General features: G+C 72.4%; 16 protein-coding genes. 7 read left to right on the plus strand and 9 right to left on the minus strand.

What is annotated here, in order from left to right:
• Window positions 1-289 precede the first annotated feature (289 nt).
• On the plus strand, window positions 290-1282 hold the full coding sequence (locus ACZ518_RS28300) for an SDR family NAD(P)-dependent oxidoreductase (RefSeq protein ID WP_469115831.1): 993 nt from the start codon (window positions 290-292) through the stop codon (window positions 1280-1282).
• Window positions 1283-1302: 20 nt separating this feature from the next.
• Here the strand turns inward: ACZ518_RS28300 and ACZ518_RS28305 are convergent, their stop codons facing one another.
• Window positions 1303-1863, minus strand: a complete 561-nt coding sequence (locus tag ACZ518_RS28305; RefSeq protein ID WP_469115832.1) for a TetR/AcrR family transcriptional regulator — start codon at window positions 1861-1863, stop codon at window positions 1303-1305.
• Window positions 1864-1976: 113 nt separating this feature from the next.
• On the opposite strand from ACZ518_RS28305, the gene ACZ518_RS28310 reads away from it, so the two are divergent.
• A complete protein-coding gene (locus tag ACZ518_RS28310; RefSeq protein ID WP_469115833.1) occupies window positions 1977-2630 on the plus strand; it encodes an FMN-dependent NADH-azoreductase in 654 nt (217 codons plus the stop codon).
• Window positions 2627-2950: a DMT family transporter gene (locus ACZ518_RS28315; protein WP_469115834.1), complete on the plus strand. Its 324-nt coding sequence runs from the start codon at window positions 2627-2629 to the stop codon at window positions 2948-2950. Before ACZ518_RS28310 ends, ACZ518_RS28315 begins: the two co-directional genes overlap by 4 nt.
• Before the next feature lie 124 nt (window positions 2951-3074).
• Here ACZ518_RS28315 and ACZ518_RS28320 read toward each other — a convergent pair whose 3' ends face one another.
• Window positions 3075-3482: a hypothetical protein gene (locus ACZ518_RS28320; RefSeq protein ID WP_469115835.1), complete on the minus strand. Its 408-nt coding sequence runs from the start codon at window positions 3480-3482 to the stop codon at window positions 3075-3077.
• A gap of 29 nt (window positions 3483-3511) precedes the next feature.
• Window positions 3512-4150 carry a hypothetical protein gene (locus ACZ518_RS28325; protein WP_469115836.1) on the minus strand — a complete coding sequence of 213 codons (639 nt, stop codon included), beginning with the start codon at window positions 4148-4150 and terminating at the stop codon, window positions 3512-3514.
• A 624-nt stretch (window positions 4151-4774) separates the two neighbouring features.
• Here ACZ518_RS28325 and ACZ518_RS28330 point away from each other — a divergent pair.
• Entirely contained in the window at window positions 4775-5815 is a 1041-nt protein-coding gene (locus tag ACZ518_RS28330) for a beta-propeller fold lactonase family protein (protein WP_469115837.1), read from the plus strand.
• A 109-nt stretch (window positions 5816-5924) separates the two neighbouring features.
• On the opposite strand, the gene ACZ518_RS28335 is transcribed toward ACZ518_RS28330, so the two are convergent.
• The 4 genes from ACZ518_RS28335 to ACZ518_RS28350 all read right to left on the minus strand — a co-directional run bounded on the left by ACZ518_RS28335 (window position 5925) and on the right by ACZ518_RS28350 (window position 11523).
• Complete coding sequence (locus ACZ518_RS28335; RefSeq protein WP_469116003.1) at window positions 5925-6569, minus strand: response regulator; 645 nt, start codon at window positions 6567-6569, stop codon at window positions 5925-5927.
• A gap of 62 nt (window positions 6570-6631) precedes the next feature.
• Window positions 6632-7819: a sensor histidine kinase gene (locus ACZ518_RS28340; protein WP_469116004.1), complete on the minus strand. Its 1188-nt coding sequence runs from the start codon at window positions 7817-7819 to the stop codon at window positions 6632-6634.
• Window positions 7820-7824: 5 nt separating this feature from the next.
• Window positions 7825-10137, minus strand: coding sequence for an MMPL family transporter (locus ACZ518_RS28345; RefSeq protein ID WP_469115838.1), 2313 nt, complete (start codon window positions 10135-10137; stop codon window positions 7825-7827).
• A 267-nt stretch (window positions 10138-10404) separates the two neighbouring features.
• Window positions 10405-11523, minus strand: coding sequence for an FAD-dependent oxidoreductase (locus ACZ518_RS28350; protein WP_469115839.1), 1119 nt, complete (start codon window positions 11521-11523; stop codon window positions 10405-10407).
• A gap of 54 nt (window positions 11524-11577) precedes the next feature.
• Here ACZ518_RS28350 and ACZ518_RS28355 point away from each other — a divergent pair, with 54 nt between their 5' ends.
• Window positions 11578-12264 (plus strand): TetR/AcrR family transcriptional regulator C-terminal domain-containing protein, encoded by a 687-nt coding sequence (locus tag ACZ518_RS28355; RefSeq protein ID WP_469115840.1) that lies wholly within the window; start codon window positions 11578-11580, stop codon window positions 12262-12264.
• A gap of 125 nt (window positions 12265-12389) precedes the next feature.
• Here ACZ518_RS28355 and ACZ518_RS28360 read toward each other — a convergent pair whose 3' ends face one another.
• On the minus strand, window positions 12390-12896 hold the full coding sequence (locus tag ACZ518_RS28360; protein WP_469115841.1) for a cupin domain-containing protein: 507 nt from the start codon (window positions 12894-12896) through the stop codon (window positions 12390-12392).
• Between the two features lie 81 nt (window positions 12897-12977).
• Here ACZ518_RS28360 and ACZ518_RS28365 point away from each other — a divergent pair, with 81 nt between their 5' ends.
• Window positions 12978-13829, plus strand: coding sequence for a LysR family transcriptional regulator (locus ACZ518_RS28365; protein ID WP_469115842.1), 852 nt, complete (start codon window positions 12978-12980; stop codon window positions 13827-13829).
• A gap of 23 nt (window positions 13830-13852) precedes the next feature.
• Here the strand turns inward: ACZ518_RS28365 and yczE are convergent, their stop codons facing one another.
• Window positions 13853-14485: a membrane protein YczE gene (gene yczE, locus ACZ518_RS28370; protein WP_469115843.1), complete on the minus strand. Its 633-nt coding sequence runs from the start codon at window positions 14483-14485 to the stop codon at window positions 13853-13855.
• 146 nt (window positions 14486-14631) lie between these two features.
• Here yczE and yczR point away from each other — a divergent pair, with 146 nt between their 5' ends.
• The gene (yczR, locus tag ACZ518_RS28375; RefSeq protein WP_469115844.1) at window positions 14632-16050 is read left to right on the plus strand and encodes a MocR-like transcription factor YczR; all 1419 of its coding nucleotides are present in this window, start codon (window positions 14632-14634) and stop codon (window positions 16048-16050) included.
• Window positions 16051-16289: the final 239 nt, after the last annotated feature.

Consider the following 16289-nt stretch of genomic DNA (forward strand, 5'->3'; position numbering starts at 1 on the left):
GGAGATCCACCGTCGGCTCCGGGCGCCGAGGACGCGGCCGACCTCCGACCTCCGGCTTCCGGCTTCCGGCTTCCGGCTTCCGGCTTCGGCTTCGGCTTCGGCTTCGGCTTCCGGATCGGACACGACTGCCGCGAGCCGGAGACCGGCTGTCGGTCGCCTGTCGGCGGGGAGAGCGGTTTGTCGGCCCCCTGTGAGCGGCCTCCGAGAGTGTGGGAACCGGGCACGGCCCCCGTGGATGTGCGGGTCCGCCCGCCCCTTCCACACCACTGCGAACCTCCGGGAGCCCATCATGCCGTCCTCGCCCTCCGTACCTCAGGCCCCGCGGTGGGACGTCCACCGGCTGCCTCGCGCCGACGGGAAGACCTTCCTGGTCACCGGTGGCAACGCGGGCATCGGGTACTTCATCGCCGAGCAGCTCGCCGGCACGGGGGCCACGGTCGTCCTCGGTAGCCGGGACAGAGCGAAGGCCGGAGCCGCGATGGCCTCCATCGGCTCGCGCGTCCCCGGCGCCGAGGTGAAGCACGTGCCCCTGGATCTGGCCGACCCCGCTTCGCTCGGGGCATCGGTGGACGCACTCGGGCTGGACCGCCTCGACGCCGTCGTCCACAACGCCGGCGTGGCGCTCGACCACCCACCGCGCCGCGAAACCGAGGATGGCCACGAGCTGATGTTCGCGACCAACCACCTGGGGCACTTCGCGCTGACCCATCACCTGGCTCCCCTGCTCGCGGCAACCCCGGGAAGCCGGATCGTCACCACCGGCAGCTTCGCCGCCAAGTCCGAACGTCTGGACCTCGACGATCTCCAAAGCACACACGACTACCAGCCCAAACGGGCCTATGCGCGCTCCAAGCTGGCCCAGATGCTCTTCGCCCTCGAACTCGACCGCCGTCTGCGGACCGTCGGCAGCACGACGCTGAGCGTGCTCGTCCACCCCGGCGGCGCGCTCGACTCCCTCACCCCTTCACGTCCGCCGTTCCACGTCCGCACCGCCCGTACGCGGCTGGGGCACCTACCGCTCCGCCTCGTCGTGCAGGGCAAGGACGCCGCTGCATGGCCCGCTGTCCGGGCCGTACTCGACCCGGGCGTGCACGGTGGCCAGATGCTGGGTCCCCGAGCGTTCGGGCTGCGCGGTACGCCCAGGACCGAGCCCCTCTGGAACCACTTGGCCGACACCACGACGGCGGCGAGCCTGTGGGCGGCCAGCCGCGACCTCACCGGCACCGACCCGGTCTTCACCGCACACACGAAGCCCTGGACCGGGGTGAGCGCCCCGCCGTGACGGCGTCGTCGCCGGCCTGGTCAGTCGGCTCGCAGCAGGTGCGCCAGCCGCGCCAGCGCCGCCTTGATCCGGTCCGGTGTCACTCCTTGTGCGCGCTGCTGGAGGAACACCTCCGGTGCCAGCGGCGCGAGCAGGCTGTCCGCCAGGGCCTCCGGGTCCGGGGCGCCGGACTCGCGCAGCAGGACGAGGACGTGGACGCGCCAGAAGCCGTACGCCCCGACGGTGAAGCGCTTCTCGCCGGTTTCGGCGCCCAGCACCAGGTGGCCGTGGGTGTCCAGCAGGTCGACCATGGCGGCGTAGAAGGCGGTGAGCCGCTCGTGCGGCGGCGCGCCGGGGCCCAGAGGGGGAGCGCCGCGCAGCAGTTCTTCCTGGAGGCGGCGTTCGTGCTCGTCGAGGAGGGCGGCCGCGATGGACGTGACGTCCGGGTAGCGGCGGTAGAGCGTGCCGCGCCCGATGCCGGCCGCCCGGGCGATGTCCTCCATCGTGACCGACCGCGGATCACCGGCGGCGAACAGCTCGGCGGCCGCGGTGAGCACCTTGGCCCGGTTGCGGGCGGCGTCCGCGCGTTCCCTCGTCTCCATGAGACCGCAGCCTACCGGAATAACTGGACGACCTGTCCGGTTGAGCCTCTCGTCCGGTATAACTGGACACCGCGTCCGGTTACCGTTCCGGCCGATACCGAGGGGGCCCCGCCATGACCACGTTGCTGCACCTCGACGCCAGCGCCCGCCGCCAGTCCTTCAGCCGAGAGGCCGGCGACGCCGTCGCCGCGGCCTGGCGCGCATCCCACCCGGGTGGCACCCACCTCCACCGCGACCTGGCCCAGACCCCCGTCCCGCAGATCGGCGAGGCGTGGACCGAACTGTGCGACTACGTCCTGGAACACGAGATCACCGACCCCGCCCGCTACCGGGAAGCCGTGCGTACTCCCGCGCAGCGGGCGGCCTGGGCCGTCGTCGAGCCGCTGCTGTCCGAACTCGTGGCCGCCGACGTCGTGCTGATCGCCACGCCGATGTACAACTACTCGGTCCCGGCGTCCCTGAAAGCCTGGATCGACCAGGTCACCTTCCCGCGCATGTCCCTGGCCGGACGGAGGTTCGTCGTGGCGTACGCCCGCGGCGGGGCCTACGGCCCGGGCACCCCGCGCCACCCGTACGACCACCAGGAGCGCTACCTGCGCGACTTCCTCGCCGGACACTTCGCCGTCCCGGAGGAGGCCATGACCTTCCTCGGCACCGAACTGGTCAACTCCCTCACCGATCCCGCCCTCGCCGGCCGGCGCGGAGCCCACGACGCGTCCCGCGCGGCCGCGCTGGAGGCCGCCCGCACGACAGGAGCCTCGCTGTGAACTGGCTCCTGCTCATCGCGGCCGGGCTGGTGGAGGTCGCCTGGTCGCAGAGCATCAAACCGACGGCCGGGTTCACGCGCCCGCTGCCCACGCTGCTCTGCTTCGCCCTCGCCGCCGTCGCCGTCTATCTGCTGTCCCTGGCGATGAAGGGCCTGCCGGTCGGCACGGCCTACGCCGTCTTCACCGGAATCGGCGCGGCCGGCGCCATCACCCTGGGCGTCGTGGTCCACAAGGACCCGGTGACCCCGGGCCGCCTCCTCGCCCTCGCCCTGATCATCGGCGGCGTGGCGCTGTCCCACGCGACCGCCCCGGCCGAGTGAAGAGCCCCGGCGCCGGCGCGGACCGCGCCGGCGCAGTACCCGGCCGTCAGCTCCTGACGAACCCGGATGGTTCCTGCCCACCCGCTGTTTCCGCGGGTGGGCAGGAACCAAGGAGGCATCCGTGTCAGGAGGTAACGGCGGTGATCTGCCAGGCGACCATTCCCGTGGCTCCGGAAGCCGCGGTGATCTCGATCGGCAGTTCTTCCGGGGGGTCCTGGACGGGCCGGCTCGCCGTCGCTCCGTCACACGGGACGGGTTGCGGCCGCCCCTTCTCGCCGATCGTCAGCTCCACTGTTCCTGTGCCGACACAGGCTACGGAGACCTTGTACGCCCTGCCCTTGGTGAGGGTGGAGCGGGCGTGCACGCCCTCCGGAACCCTCTCCAGACCGGATTCCACGAACTCCGGGGAATCGGGCGGGACCTTCTCCAGCAGGCCCTTGGCACGGATGCCCTGGGCTTCCTCGCTCGCCGATGCGGACGCGGTCTCGCCGCTGCAGCCGGCCGCCAGGAAGGATGAGAGAGCGAGGGCCACGACCGCGGTCAGTGGCCCACGCCGAGCTCTCAAGAGCTCGTCTCCCAGTAGTTCCACCCGACCTCCGAGGTGGGCAGCTTCGCGGTGCCGCTCTTGAGGAGCTTCTTGCCGCACCCGTCCGCGCTGGTCTCGTACTTGGCCCACTTCACGGAGTACCCCCAGGAGCCGTACTGCAGATGACCGTACTTGCCGTTGGTCACGTTCCTGCGGAACTCGTGGCCCACGGTGATCCCCGTCTCGGTTCCGATCTTCGCGCTGATCGAGACCTTGGCCTTGGCGACGATGCCGCTGACCTCGACCTCACCGCCCGCGCTGACCTCCCGCAGGACCTTCCCCGACCGCTCCACCCTGACCACCATGGTGCCTCCCGGGCCGTCCTTGAAGGACGTCCCGCCGAACTTGGCCGGCATGTGGATCCCGGTCTTCGAGGGGATCTCGAACCAGGTGCGGCGAGGGTTGTCGCACCGCTGCGCGCCCGCCTCCGAGTTGGTGGACGTCTCCGGCAGCTGCGCCAGCGAGTCGTCTTCGGGGGCGGCCGCCTCCACGGCCTCCACCGTCGGCGGCACGGACGCCGGGTCGTCGCCTGCCGCCTGCGCCGGGGACGCCAGCCCGCCGAGCAGGGCCAAGGCAAAGACCGGACCGACGGTACCGCGCACCGTGAAACGCATAATTCCCCCATGGAATAGTATTTATGAGCCACCGTCAGGTCAACGAGGTGGCCCCCTGCGACCAAGACCGTAACCGCGTTCGCGGAGGAGCGGGGGAACCGGGACGTTGTTCTGAGGAAGAATTGAGGATCATCAACTCCGCACCGCACCTGGCCACTTGGGGACCCGTGAAGAAGGCACCGCCGACCGCCCACGACCCCCGTCCCGTACGTGGTGGGCCCCCACGTCGTACGGCAGGTCCGGGCCGGGGCACCGGATCGGGGGCGGCCGGGAGGGGTGCTGCCGGGCCGTTCCGCCGACCGGCCGGGGTGGACGTGGCGCCGGAACGGATCCTCGTTGGAGCACCGGACCGGCGGCCACCTCTACCCGGCCGGCGTCCGCGGCGTCACAGCGCCCGCCCCTTCCTGCGGCCCGCCTGCGCCCAGGGCCGATCCGGCGGACCTGCCGGCCCGTCCGGCCACGTCTCCCAGGGCAGGGCCTGCCCCGCGCCGAGGATGCTGCCCATGCCCGGCCGCCCGACGCGGGCCGGGCCGCACCCCACACGACAGCCCCTCAGGAGGAACGGTGCCCGTAACCCCGGAATGCCATAAGAACGAGCCGGCCCCGAGCTCGGAATCCAGGCCGGTGCAGTCCCGGCCCAGGCACCGCGCGTGGCTGGTGGGCCTCCTGGCGGCGTGCACCGCGCTGGTGCCGGCCGTCATGCCCCAGACGGCGGAGGCCAACCCCAAGCCCAAGACGGTCAGCCGGCTCTACGTGACCAACTTCGACACCGACACGGTGACGGTGCTCAACGCCCTCACCAACGCCGTCATCACCACCGTCCCCGTGGGCGAGACGCCGACGGACGTGGCCGTGGACGCGGTCCGGGCCCGCGCCTACGTCACCAACCGCGAGAGCGACACGGTGTCGGTGATCAACACCAACAACAACTCCGTGCTCACCACCATCCCCGTCGGTGAGGCCCCGCAGCAGGTCGCCGTGGACCCGGACCGGGCCCGCGCCTACGTCACCAACGCGGCCGACAACACGGTGTCGGTCATCAACACCAACGACAACACGGTCGTCACCACCATCTCCGTCGGCACCTCCCCGTTCGGGGTGGCGGTGGACCCGGGGCGGGCCCGCGCCTACGTGGCCAACCGGGAAGACGACAACCTGTCGGTGATCAACACCGACTCGAACACGGTGGTCACCACCGTCCCCACCGGTGACGGACCGTTCGACGTGGCGGTGGACCCGGGCCGAGCCCGCGCCTACGTGGCCAACCAGAACAGCAACGACCTCTCGGTGATCAACACCGCCACGAACACCGTGGTCACCACCGTCCCCGTCGGCACCGGCCCCACCGGGGTGGCGGTGGACCCGGCCCGTGCCCGCGCCTACGTGGTGAACTTCGAGGCCGACTCGGTGACGGTCGTCAACACGGACACCAACACCGTGGTCACCACCCTCGCCGTCGGCGACGAGCCGGCCCGGGTGGCAGTCGACACCGTGCGTGCCCGCGCCTACGTCACCAACTCCGCGTCCGACACGGTCTCGGTCATCAACACCCAGACCGACCAGGTGATCGACACCTTCGCCGCCGGCGACGGCCCGGTCGGAGTGGCCGTCCTGACCGTGACCGGCAACGGCAAGGGCAAGGACAAGGACACGAAGCGTCCCTGATCAAGGGGAGGCAGGGGACCGCCGCACCGCGAGGGGTGGCGGTCCTTCCCGTTCCGGCGTGCTGACCAGGGGCTCCGGCCGTCGACGCGGTACGCGTGGCGCAGCGCGGTCAGGTGCCTTCCCCCGGGGCTGTGGGAGCAGCCGGGACCCGCGTCAGCAGCCCGTTCTCCATCGCCACGACCACCGCGCGCGTGCGGTCGCCGACGTCGAGCTTGGCGAAGATCCGGAGCAGGTGCGTCTTGACCGTGGCCTCTCCGATGAACAGCCGTCTGCCGATCTCGGCGTTGGACAGCCCGTCCGCGACCGCGCGCAGCACATCGCTCTCGCGGGCGGTGAGGGACACCCGGACCGGCCGCCGCATCCGGGCGACCAGCTGCTGCGCCACGCGCGGGGCGAGGACGGTCTCGCCGCGGGACGCGGCGTGTATGGCGTCCACGAGCTGGTCACGGGTGGCGTCCTTGAGCAGGTAGCCGGTGGCGCCGGCCTCGACGGCCCGTTCGATCTCGGTGTCGGTGTCGTACGTGGTGAGGATCAGCACCCGGGTCCGCGGGTGCGCGGCCGTGATCGCGGCGGTGGCGCCCACCCCGTCCAGTACGGGCATGCGCAGGTCGAGCAGAGCCACGTCGGGCTCCAGCCGGGAGACGAGTTCGACGGCGGCGGCGCCGTCCTCCGCCTCGCCCACGATCTCCAGGCTCGGCTCGGCGGACAGCAGGGCCACCAGTCCGGCGCGCATGACGGTGTGGTCGTCCGCCATGACAACGCGGAGGCGGCCCGCGCCGCCGTCCCGGCCGTCCGGGGTGCCCAGGGGTGTGGTGCTCACGTCGTCTCCTCGCTGTACGCCGGTATGAGGACCAGGACGCGGGTGCCGTCCCCGACCGAGCTGGTGACGGTCAGCTCCCCGCCGAACTCCGCCAGCCGGCGCCGCATCCCGTTCAGCCCGAACCCGCGGGACGCGCCGACGGCGAACCCGCGGCCGTCGTCGGTGACCTCCAGCTCGATGGCTCCCGGCTGCCGGGCCAGGACCACGCAGACCGTGGAGGCCGCCGCGTGCTTGCGGACGTTGGCCAGCGACTCCTGCGTACAGCGCAGCAGCGCGATGCGGGTCGGCTGGTCGCAGTCGACCTCGGCCAGCTCCGCCTCCACCGTCAGCCCGGTGTCCTCGGCGAACCGGTCCAGCGTGCGGCGCAGGGTCGCAGCCACCGACCCGGCGGCGGTCCCGACGGCCGGGGCGGCCCCGACCAGCACGCGGGCCTCGGCCAGGTTCTCCCGGGCCGTCTGCTCGATGGACCTCAGCTGCCGGCCGCTGCGCTCCGGGTCGGCGACGAGCCCGGAACGGGCCGCCTCCGCCAGGACGATGATCGAGGCGAAGCCCTGGGCGAGCGTGTCGTGGATCTCCCGGGCCAGCCGCTCGCGCTCCTCCGCCGCGCCCTGCCGCTTCTGGGCCTCGGCCAGTTCGGTCCGGGCCCTGGCCAGCTGGGCCCGCAGCCGGGCCCGCTCGTCGCGCAGCTCCAGCGCCCTGGGCGTGACCAGCACGGCCACGGCGCTGACCGCGTAGACGCCGATGGAGGAGACGGAGTTGCCGCCCAGGCCGGCCAGGCTCCACCCTTCCCGCAGCGTGCCGCCGACGCTGACCGCGACCGCCCCGAGACCGCTGGAGACGAGGGCGGAGCGCGCACCGTTCGCGTAGACCACGAACTGCGGGAGGACCACCAGGTAGAGGGCCCCGAAGCCGTCGCGCATCCAGGACAGCGCGCAGAGGCAGACGACCAGCAGCCCCAGGTACGCGTACCCCGTCCGCACCGGATCACCCCCGGACCGCAGACGCACCAGGACGTTCGCGGCGCCGAGCCCGGCCATCAGCGCGAGCGACCCGTAGGCCTGCGGGGCGGGTGCGTCTCCGAAGACCGTGATCACGCAGAGCAAGGCCGTGATCGCCCAGCCGAGGAGTTCCCAGCCGTGCAGCAGCCAGATCCAGTACGGGTCGCCACGCTGCGGTCGTTGCATCACGATCACCAGCGTACGGGGGCGGGCAACTCTCCTGCCGTGCACGCCCCTTCGGGGCCGGCCGCGCCTGCCGTCGGGTGGGTTGCGGCCGGCCGCCGGGGCCACCAGGAGCGCTCGCCGAGGAGCAGGAGCGCGGCGGGGAGGCTCAGCAGCCGGATGACGACCGTGTCGAGGAGGACCGCGAGGGCCAGGCAGAAGCCCATCTGCTTCATCTCGGTGAGGTGCAGTGCGACGAAGGCGCCGAAGACGGTGACCATCACGACGGCGGCGCTGGTGACCACCCTGGCGGAGGTGCCGACGCCGTGGAGGACGGCTTCGCGGTGGGGCAGGCCCGCTTCCCGTGCCTCCTTGATCCGGCTGACCACGAACATCTGGTAGTCCGTGGACAGGCCGAAGAGGATCACGAGGAGGAAGAGGGGGACGCGGGAGGCGATGGCGCCGAGCGAGTCGAAGCGGAGCAGGCCCTCGGCCCAGGTGCCCTGGAAGACCAGGACGAGCGCGCCGAGAGCGGCCGCGGCGGACAGCAGGTTGAGCAGGACGCCGAGGAGCGCGACGACCGCCGAGCGGAACGCGATCGCCATGGTGAGGAAGGACATCAGGAGCAGGGCGCCGACGACCAGGGGGAGCTTGGCGCGCTCGTCGGCAACGTAGTCCTGGCCGCGGGCGACGTCGCCGGTGACGGCGGCCTCGACTCCCGGCAGGGCGCCGACGGTGGCCGGCAGGAGGTCGGAGCGGATCCTGCCGAGGGATGCGATCGCCTCGGGGGCGGGCGCGGGATGCGCAACGGCCAGTCCGAGGACGTGGACGCGCTCGTCCCGGGAGGTGCGCAGCCGGGGCGCGGCGTTCGCGGCGAACAGCGGGTCGGCCTGGGCCCGCCGGCCGAGTTCGGTCAGGGCCCGGCGGACGTCCTCGGCCCGGGCCGGGTCGGCGCGTACCACCACCTCGTGTTCGACGAGGAGTTCGGGGAACGCGTCGGTGAGCCGGTCGTACGCCTGCATGGCGGGGATAGCCCGGGAGAAGGTGTCCTTGCCCGGGTCGACCAGCTTCATGCCGAGGGCGGGCGCGGCGAGTGCGACCAGGAACAGCACGGAGGTGGCGAGGGTGGCGACGGGGTGCTCACGGGCGGTGGTGAGGAGGGCCGTGAGGATCCGGCCGTTGCCGGGGACGTCGTCCCGGCTGCGGACGTCCTGCCGGCCGGGGACGTTCCGCTTCCTGGCCTTCAGGACGGACGCGCGCCGGCGTCCGGCGGGTGCGGGCTCGGCCGCCGGCTCGCCACGCCCGGCCCGGGCCCGCCTCTCCGCCTTGCGGGCGGCCCGCTGTCCGGTCTTCACCAGCAGGGCGGGCAGCACGGTGATCGAGCTGGCCATGGCCACGGCGACGACCAGGATGGTGCCGGTGGCGAGCGAGGAGAAGATGACGTCCGTGGCCAGGTAGAGGGTCGCGGTGGACGCGATCACGGCGAGGCCGGAGGTGACGATGGTCCGGCCGGCGGTGGCCGCGGCCAACTCCACCAGGTCCTCGGAGGTGAGGCGCCCGGCGCTGCGGGCTCGTTCCTCGCGTTCCCGCTTGAGGTAGAAGAGGGCGTAGTCGACGCCGACCGCGAGTCCGATGAGCAGGATCAGATTGGTGCCGACGCCGGCGTCGGGCAGAAGGTGTGAGACGGCCATCGACAGGCCGAGCGCGGCGGCGATCGAGGTGAGTGCCAGCAACAGCGGCACCGCGGCCATCACCACGGAGCCGAAGACGAGCAGGAGGGTGACGACGGTGATCGGGAGGGTGATGCGCTCGGAGAGCGCCAGGTCCTTGCCGCGCTGGTCGTTGACGCCCTTGCTGATCGCGGGCGATCCGGTCTCCTCCACCATCACACCGGGGTGCGCGGCGGCGGCCCGCTCGGTCTGCTCCAGCAGCGGGGCGACGCGCTTCCTGCCCTCCAGCTCGGGTCCGTGCAGGACGACACGGATCCGCAGGGCGGTGCCGTCCGCGGAGAGGAGGGGCTGCCCCACCTCGGCCACTTCGGGCAGCTTCGCCATCCGGGCCTGGACGTCACGGGCCGCGGCGTCGGCCGCCGCGCGGTCGAGCGGCCCGGATGCGGAGCGGATCAGGACGTGTTCGGTGGGTCGGCGCTGCAGGCCGCCGTCGGCGGCGATGGCCTCAGCCCGCCCCGCCTCGCCGACGCGGAAGTCCTCGGCGGTCGCGTTGCTGTTGCCGAGCGCGATGCCGGTGCCCAGGCAGAGGGCGACGAATAGGAACCAGGCGGCGATCGCACGCCACGGATGCCGGGCGCTCCAGCGCGCGGTGCGTACGGGAAGGTTTCTCATACCCGGAATGCTGGCCGCCGGGACCTTGCGGCCGGCAGCCCCGGCCGGTGGAACCGGTTGTCCACCGGCCGGTGGACAAGGCTCCGGGCGGAGACCCGAAGTGCGCAGGAGTCCCGGGCGATCGAGTTGACCTCCCCCCATGGGGGGAGCGGGGTCGTCGGGCGGGCGAACCGGTGGAGAGCCGCAGCAGGAGCGAGAGACGGCTCGCCGCCGATCACGCCGCGTCGTGGCGGGCCGGCGGGCCGTGGGGTTCGAGCTCTTCGGCAGTCAGGACGGCTGGACTTCGTCGAAGAGCGCGAGGGCTTCGGCGGGGTCCTCGCTCACGAGGCGTTCCAGACCGGCCGTCGTGATCTTCGCCCACCTGCCGGCCCGCGCCCACATCTGTTCCTCGAAGACGCGGACGGCCTCGTCCGGATCTCCGGGGGCGGTGGCGATGGACTCGGCGAGTTCGGCACCTTCCAGCATCGCCAGGTTCGCGCCCGCCCCCAAGGGGGGCATCAGGTGGGCGGCGTCGCCCAGCAGCGTCACCCCGGGGACGTGGGTCCAGGTGTGGGACACGGGCAGGACGTAGAGGGGGCGGTGGACGAAGGCGGTGCCGTGGCGGAGGAGGTCGAGGACGGGAGCGGCCCAGCCGTCGAACAGCGCCAGCAGGCTCGACCGCACGGCCTCGGCGTCGGCCGGGTCCAGGTTCGTGTGCCAGTCCAGCGGGGCGCGGAACTGGGCGTACACCTTGACGTGGCCACCGCTGTTGCGCTGGGCGACCAGGGCCCGGTTCACGCCGTACACGGCCATGGAGCCGTCGCCGGTCAACCGGGCGAGGCCGGGGTGGCGGGTGTCGACGTCGTCGAGGGAGGTCTCGACGTAGGTGACGCCGGTGTAGTGCGGTGTCACCGACGAGACCGCCGGGCGTGTCCGGGACCAGGCGCCGTCCGCGCCGACCACGAGGTCGAACGCCTCCTGTCGCCCGTCCGCGAAATGGACGAGTACGCCCTCCCTCGTCCCCGGCACCACCTGCGTCACACCCCGGCCCCACTGAACGTCGAGAGGGCCGAGCAGCAGGTCACGGAGTTGCCCGCGGTCGATCTCGGGATTGGCCCGGTCGTCCGGACGGGGTCGCCAGTCGCGCAGGACGGTGCCGTCCGTGTCCAGGATGCGCATGGCCTGCCCCTCGGGGCGGGACAGGGCCTGGAACTCCGTCAGCAGCCCTGCCTTGTGCAGCGCGAGCTGGCCCAGCCCCTCGTGCAGGTCCAGCGTGCCGCCCGGGGGGCGGGCGTCGGGGGCGGGATCGCGTTCGAGGACGGTGACGGGGCAGCCGTGGCGATGCAGGACACGGGCGAAGGTGAGGCCGGCGGGGCCGCTCCCGATCACGGCGATACGATGTCTCATGGCAATACACTGTATTTCCCCAATACGATGCATCGCAGCAGAACGGTGTGAACCATGAGTGTGTGGGACCGGCCGGAGCCGCCGACTCGCCCCGTGCCGCTCGACCGGGAGCGGGTCGTCGCCGCCGCCGTCGCGCTGGCCGACGAGGGCGGGCTGGACGGGGTGTCGTTGCGCAAGGTCGCCGCCCGGCTGAACGCCGGCCCGATGCGGCTGTACGGATACATCTCCACCAAGCAGGAGCTGTTCGACCTCATGGTGGACGAGGTCTACGCCGAGATCCTCCCCCAGGAGCAGCCCGGTGACTGGCGGGAGGCGCTGGGCACCCTCGCCCACCGCACCAGGCAGGCGGCTCTCCGGCACGAATGGCTGGCCGACCTGCTCGGCGGCCGCCCCGCCCTGGGCCCGAACGCCCTCGCCGTGGGCGAGGCCACGCTGGCCGCCCTGGACGGCCTCGCCGACATCGACACCGCCATGCGGGCGGTGGAGACCGTCAGCGCCTACTTCACCGGCGCGATCAGACGCGAGATCGCGAACCTGCGGGCCGAGCGCGCCACGGGCCTGTCGAAGCACGACTGGCAGCGCGCCTCCGGCCCGTATCTGACGGGGATGTTGGCCACCGGCCGCTTCCCGGCGCTGACCAAGGCCGTGTACGACGGCACGGACGTGGACGCCGAGACGTCCTTCGGGACCGGCCTGGACTGGGTCCTCGATGCCGTGGCGGCCAAACTCAGCGCGCCTTGATCGTTTCGAAGCGACTTCGTCGAAGGCGTGGAAAACGAGAGCGCCATCACCGCCGAGGTCCGCACCGTCCTCGAACACGCCGTCGTACGCCGCCAGGCCGTCTGTGCCACGCCGAGCCGTCGGTGTCAGGCGGGGCCGGTGGCGGGTTCGGTCGCGTAGCGGCTCATCGCCTCGATGTTGGCCCGGCGCGTCAGCGGGCGGCCGGCGGCGAGCACGTCCTGGAGGTCCCGGAAGTACTGCACGTACAGGTCGGGGGTGAAGGTGCTGAGCATGACGGCGGGCTGGTCGGCCGGGTTGGCGAAGGTGTGGGGGGTGCCGGGCGGGACCATCACGAACGTGCCCGTGGTGGCGTCGTAGTCCTCGTCCCCGACGGTGAACCGGACGGTGCCGGAGAGGACGTAGAAACCCTCGTCGTGCAGGCCGTGGAGGTGCTGCGGCGGTCCCTGGGTGTGCGGGGCGAGGACGGACTCGGCGATCGCGAGGCGGTGGCCGGTGTGGCTGCCGTCCTCCAGTACGCGCATGCGCGTGGGGCCCAGGACGATCGTCTCGCCGTCCGCGGGGCCCACCACCGACACGGTGGGGGTGGAGGCGGGGGTGTGCTGCGGGTCGCTGGTCTTCGCTTCTCGGGTCATGCTCACGAGTGCACCGCCAAGGCCCTGCCGGTGTCCAAGACCGGTCCTGCGGCGCCGATACCGCGTGGGTATCGTTGCAGCGTGGAGCTTCGCACCTTGCGCTACTTCGTGGCGGTCGCCGAGGAACTCCACTTCGGCCGGGCCGCCACCCGACTGCACATGAGCCAGCCGCCGCTGAGCCGTGCGATCAAGCAGTTGGAGGCCGAGGTCGGGGCCCTGCTCCTCGACCGCTCACCCACCGGCGTCACGCTCACTTCGGTGGGCACCGTGCTGCTCGACGAGGCACGCTCGCTGCTCGGACATGCCGACCGCGCCCGTGTACGCGTGAGCGCGGCCGCCGGCGTCGCGACGATCACCATCGGCATCCTGGGCGACGGCACCGACCCCGGAGCGTCCAGGCTGGCCGCCGCCTACCGCCGGAGGCATCCCGGCATCGACATCCGGATCCGCGACACGGACCTGACCGACCCGACGTGCGGGCTGCGCGCCGGGCTGGTCGACGTCGCCCTGACGCGGGCGCCGTTCGACGAGGCCGCCCTGACGGTGCGTACGCTGCGCACGGATCCGGTCGGCGTGGTCCTGCGCGCCGACGATCCGCTGGCCCGCCGCGTCAGCCTGCGGCTGGCCGAGCTGAGCGACCGCCGCTGGTTCCAGTTCCCCCAGGGCACCGACCCCGTCTGGCAGTCGTACTGGAACGGCGGAAGTCCCCGCGAGGGGCCGGAGGTCCGTACCGTCCACGAATGCCTGCAAGCCGTGCTGTGGAGCGGCACCGTGGGCGTGGCCCCGCTCGGACACGTCCTGCCCGCGGAGTTCACGGTGGTACCGCTGACCGACATGGCTCCGAGCCGGGTCGTCGCGGCGTGGAACCCGGGTGACACCAATCCGTTGGTCCGGTCCTTCGTCGAGATCGCGACACCCGCGTACCGCCACTGAGCACGGGCGGCGCACCCCGGGTACTACGGCACATCCGCCGCCGCTTCGGGGAGGACGACGGTGACGCGGGGGAGGAAGTAGCCGATCAGGGGGCCGAGGGTCAGGGCGATCAGGACCGTTCCGAGGCCGATCGTTCCGCCCAGGAGCCAGCCGACGGCTGCGACGGTGACCTCTATGGCGGTGCGCACCGCGGCGATCGGCAGGCCCGTCAGGCGCACGAGGCCGGTCATGATGCCGTCACGCGGCCCCGACCCGAACCGCGCGCCCAGGTAGAGCGCGTCGAAGAAGGCGAGGGCGACGAGGCCGAGGGCGAGGTAGCCGGCCTGGGCGGGCAGTCCGTGCGGGGTGGGCAGCACCGCGGCGGTGGCGTCCGCCGCGAAGCCGACGATGGCGACGTTGAGGAGCGTGCCGAGGCCGGGCAGTTCCCTCATGGGGATCCAGGCGAGGAGCACGAGGAGCGAGATCAGGTTCGTCGCCCAGCCGAAGGAGATGCCGAGCGTCCGGGCCGCGCCCTCCGTGAGGACGTTCCAGCTGGCCGCCCCGAGTCCGCTGTGGACGAGCAGCATGACGGAGGCCCCGTAGCCGGCCAGGCCGACCAGGAGCTGCGGGATGCGACGGGCCTTCCGGCCCGCCCGGATCTGCGCCGCGAAACCCATGCGGGAGGGGGCGGCGACAGAGCGAAGAGGAAGAGGAAGAGGAAGAGGAAGAGGAAGAGAAGGAGGAGGAGGTGGAAGTGTCATGTGGGACACCCTCCGTGGGATCTGGCCATCGATTCCATAGCCAGATTGGCTACGCTGGCCCGGTGAAGATCAGTTCGTACGCGACGGCCCGGATGCTGGGGACTTGGCAGGAGGGGGCCGGCCCCGCGCACCAGCGCCTCTCCGACCGGCTCCGGCTGCTCGTCCTGGACGGTCGGCTCTCCCTCGGCGCAGCCCTGCCGAGCGAACGCGACCTGGCTGCCGCCCTCGGCGTCAGCCGGACCACCGTGGGCGCCGCTTACGGCACGCTGGTCGAAGACGGGTACCTCGTCACGCGGGCCCGTGCCAGGGCCACCGTTCGGCTGCCCGACGACACCCCGGCCGAGCACGGCACCCGTACGCTCGCCGGCACCGATCCGGCGGTCATCGACCTGTCCATCGCCGCCCCGCCCGCACCCGTCGAGATCCTCCACGCCGCCTTCGCGGCCGCGCTGCAACAACTGCCGCGGCACCTGGAGAAGCACGGGTACGACCGGTACGGGACGGGGGAGCTGCGCGAGGCGGTCGCACGCTGGTACGAGCGGCGCGGCCTGCCCACCGCGCCGGATCAGATCCTGATCACCAACGGGGCGCAGCACGCGGTCGCCCTGCTGGCCCGCACCCTTCTCTCGCCCCGGGACAAGGTCCTGATCGAGCACCCCACCTACCCGCACGCGATCAAGGCCTTCACCGAAGCGCGCGCCCGCCTGGTGCCCGTGCCGGTCGTGCCGTCCGGCTGGGACGTCGAGCAGCTCCGGACGGCGGGCCGCGCCGCGGATCTCGCCTACCTGATTCCCGACTTCCACAATCCGACCGGCCTGTGCATGCCGACGGCGGTGCGCCGCAGCCTCAGGCTGACCTGCCCCACCGTCATCGACGAGACCCTGACCGATCTCGTCCTGGACGGCGGGCCGGGCCCGGAACCCTTCGCGATGCACTGCCCCGTGCCCGGGCCCGTGGTCATCAGCGTCGGCTCCCTCTCCAAGAGCGTCTGGGGCGGCTTGCGCATCGGCTGGATCCGCGCGGTCCCCTCCCTCCTGAAACGCGTCGAGCAGATCCGGCCGACGACGGACCTCGGTACCCCGGTGGTGGAGCAACTCGCCGCTGCCGTACTCCTCAACGGTGGGCAGACCCGACGGCCCGGCGCGCTCGCGCAACTGGCCGCTCAGCGGGACGCGTTGCTCCGAGCCCTCGCCGAGCACCTGCCCGATGTCCACGCGCCCCGCACCGCCGGCGGCGTGACGCTCTGGGCGACCTTCCCCGAGCCCGTGAGCTCCCGGCTGGCGGCCGTCGCGCCCGACCACGGAGTGGTCATCGCGGCCGGCCCGCGGTTCGGGATCGGCGGCGGGTTCGAACGCAACGTCCGACTGCCGTACACGCTCCCTCCCGGCCAGCTGGCCGAGGGAGTGCGCAGGCTCGCACGGGCCGGACGAGCCCTCGGCCGCGGCGGCGCAGGCACGCACACCCCCGCGCCGGTCGCCTGAGCACGAAGCCGTCGGGTGCCGGGCAGCCCCGGGGGGGCCGCTGAAGCACGTGGGCGGCAGCGCACCGATAGCTGGTGTCTGAGGTTCTGTCACGGTGCTTTTTCGGGCATTCCTGCCCTCTGCGGCTTTACGCGCGAATCCGGACTGACTGGATGGAAATCCAGCCATGCTCGCAACGCTGGGCGACACCTGACGAACGGTCTGTATAGGTTCTGGGGCGGTTCGGGACGTCCTGCGGC

The organism is Streptomyces sp. NPDC033966 (genome assembly GCF_055575955.1).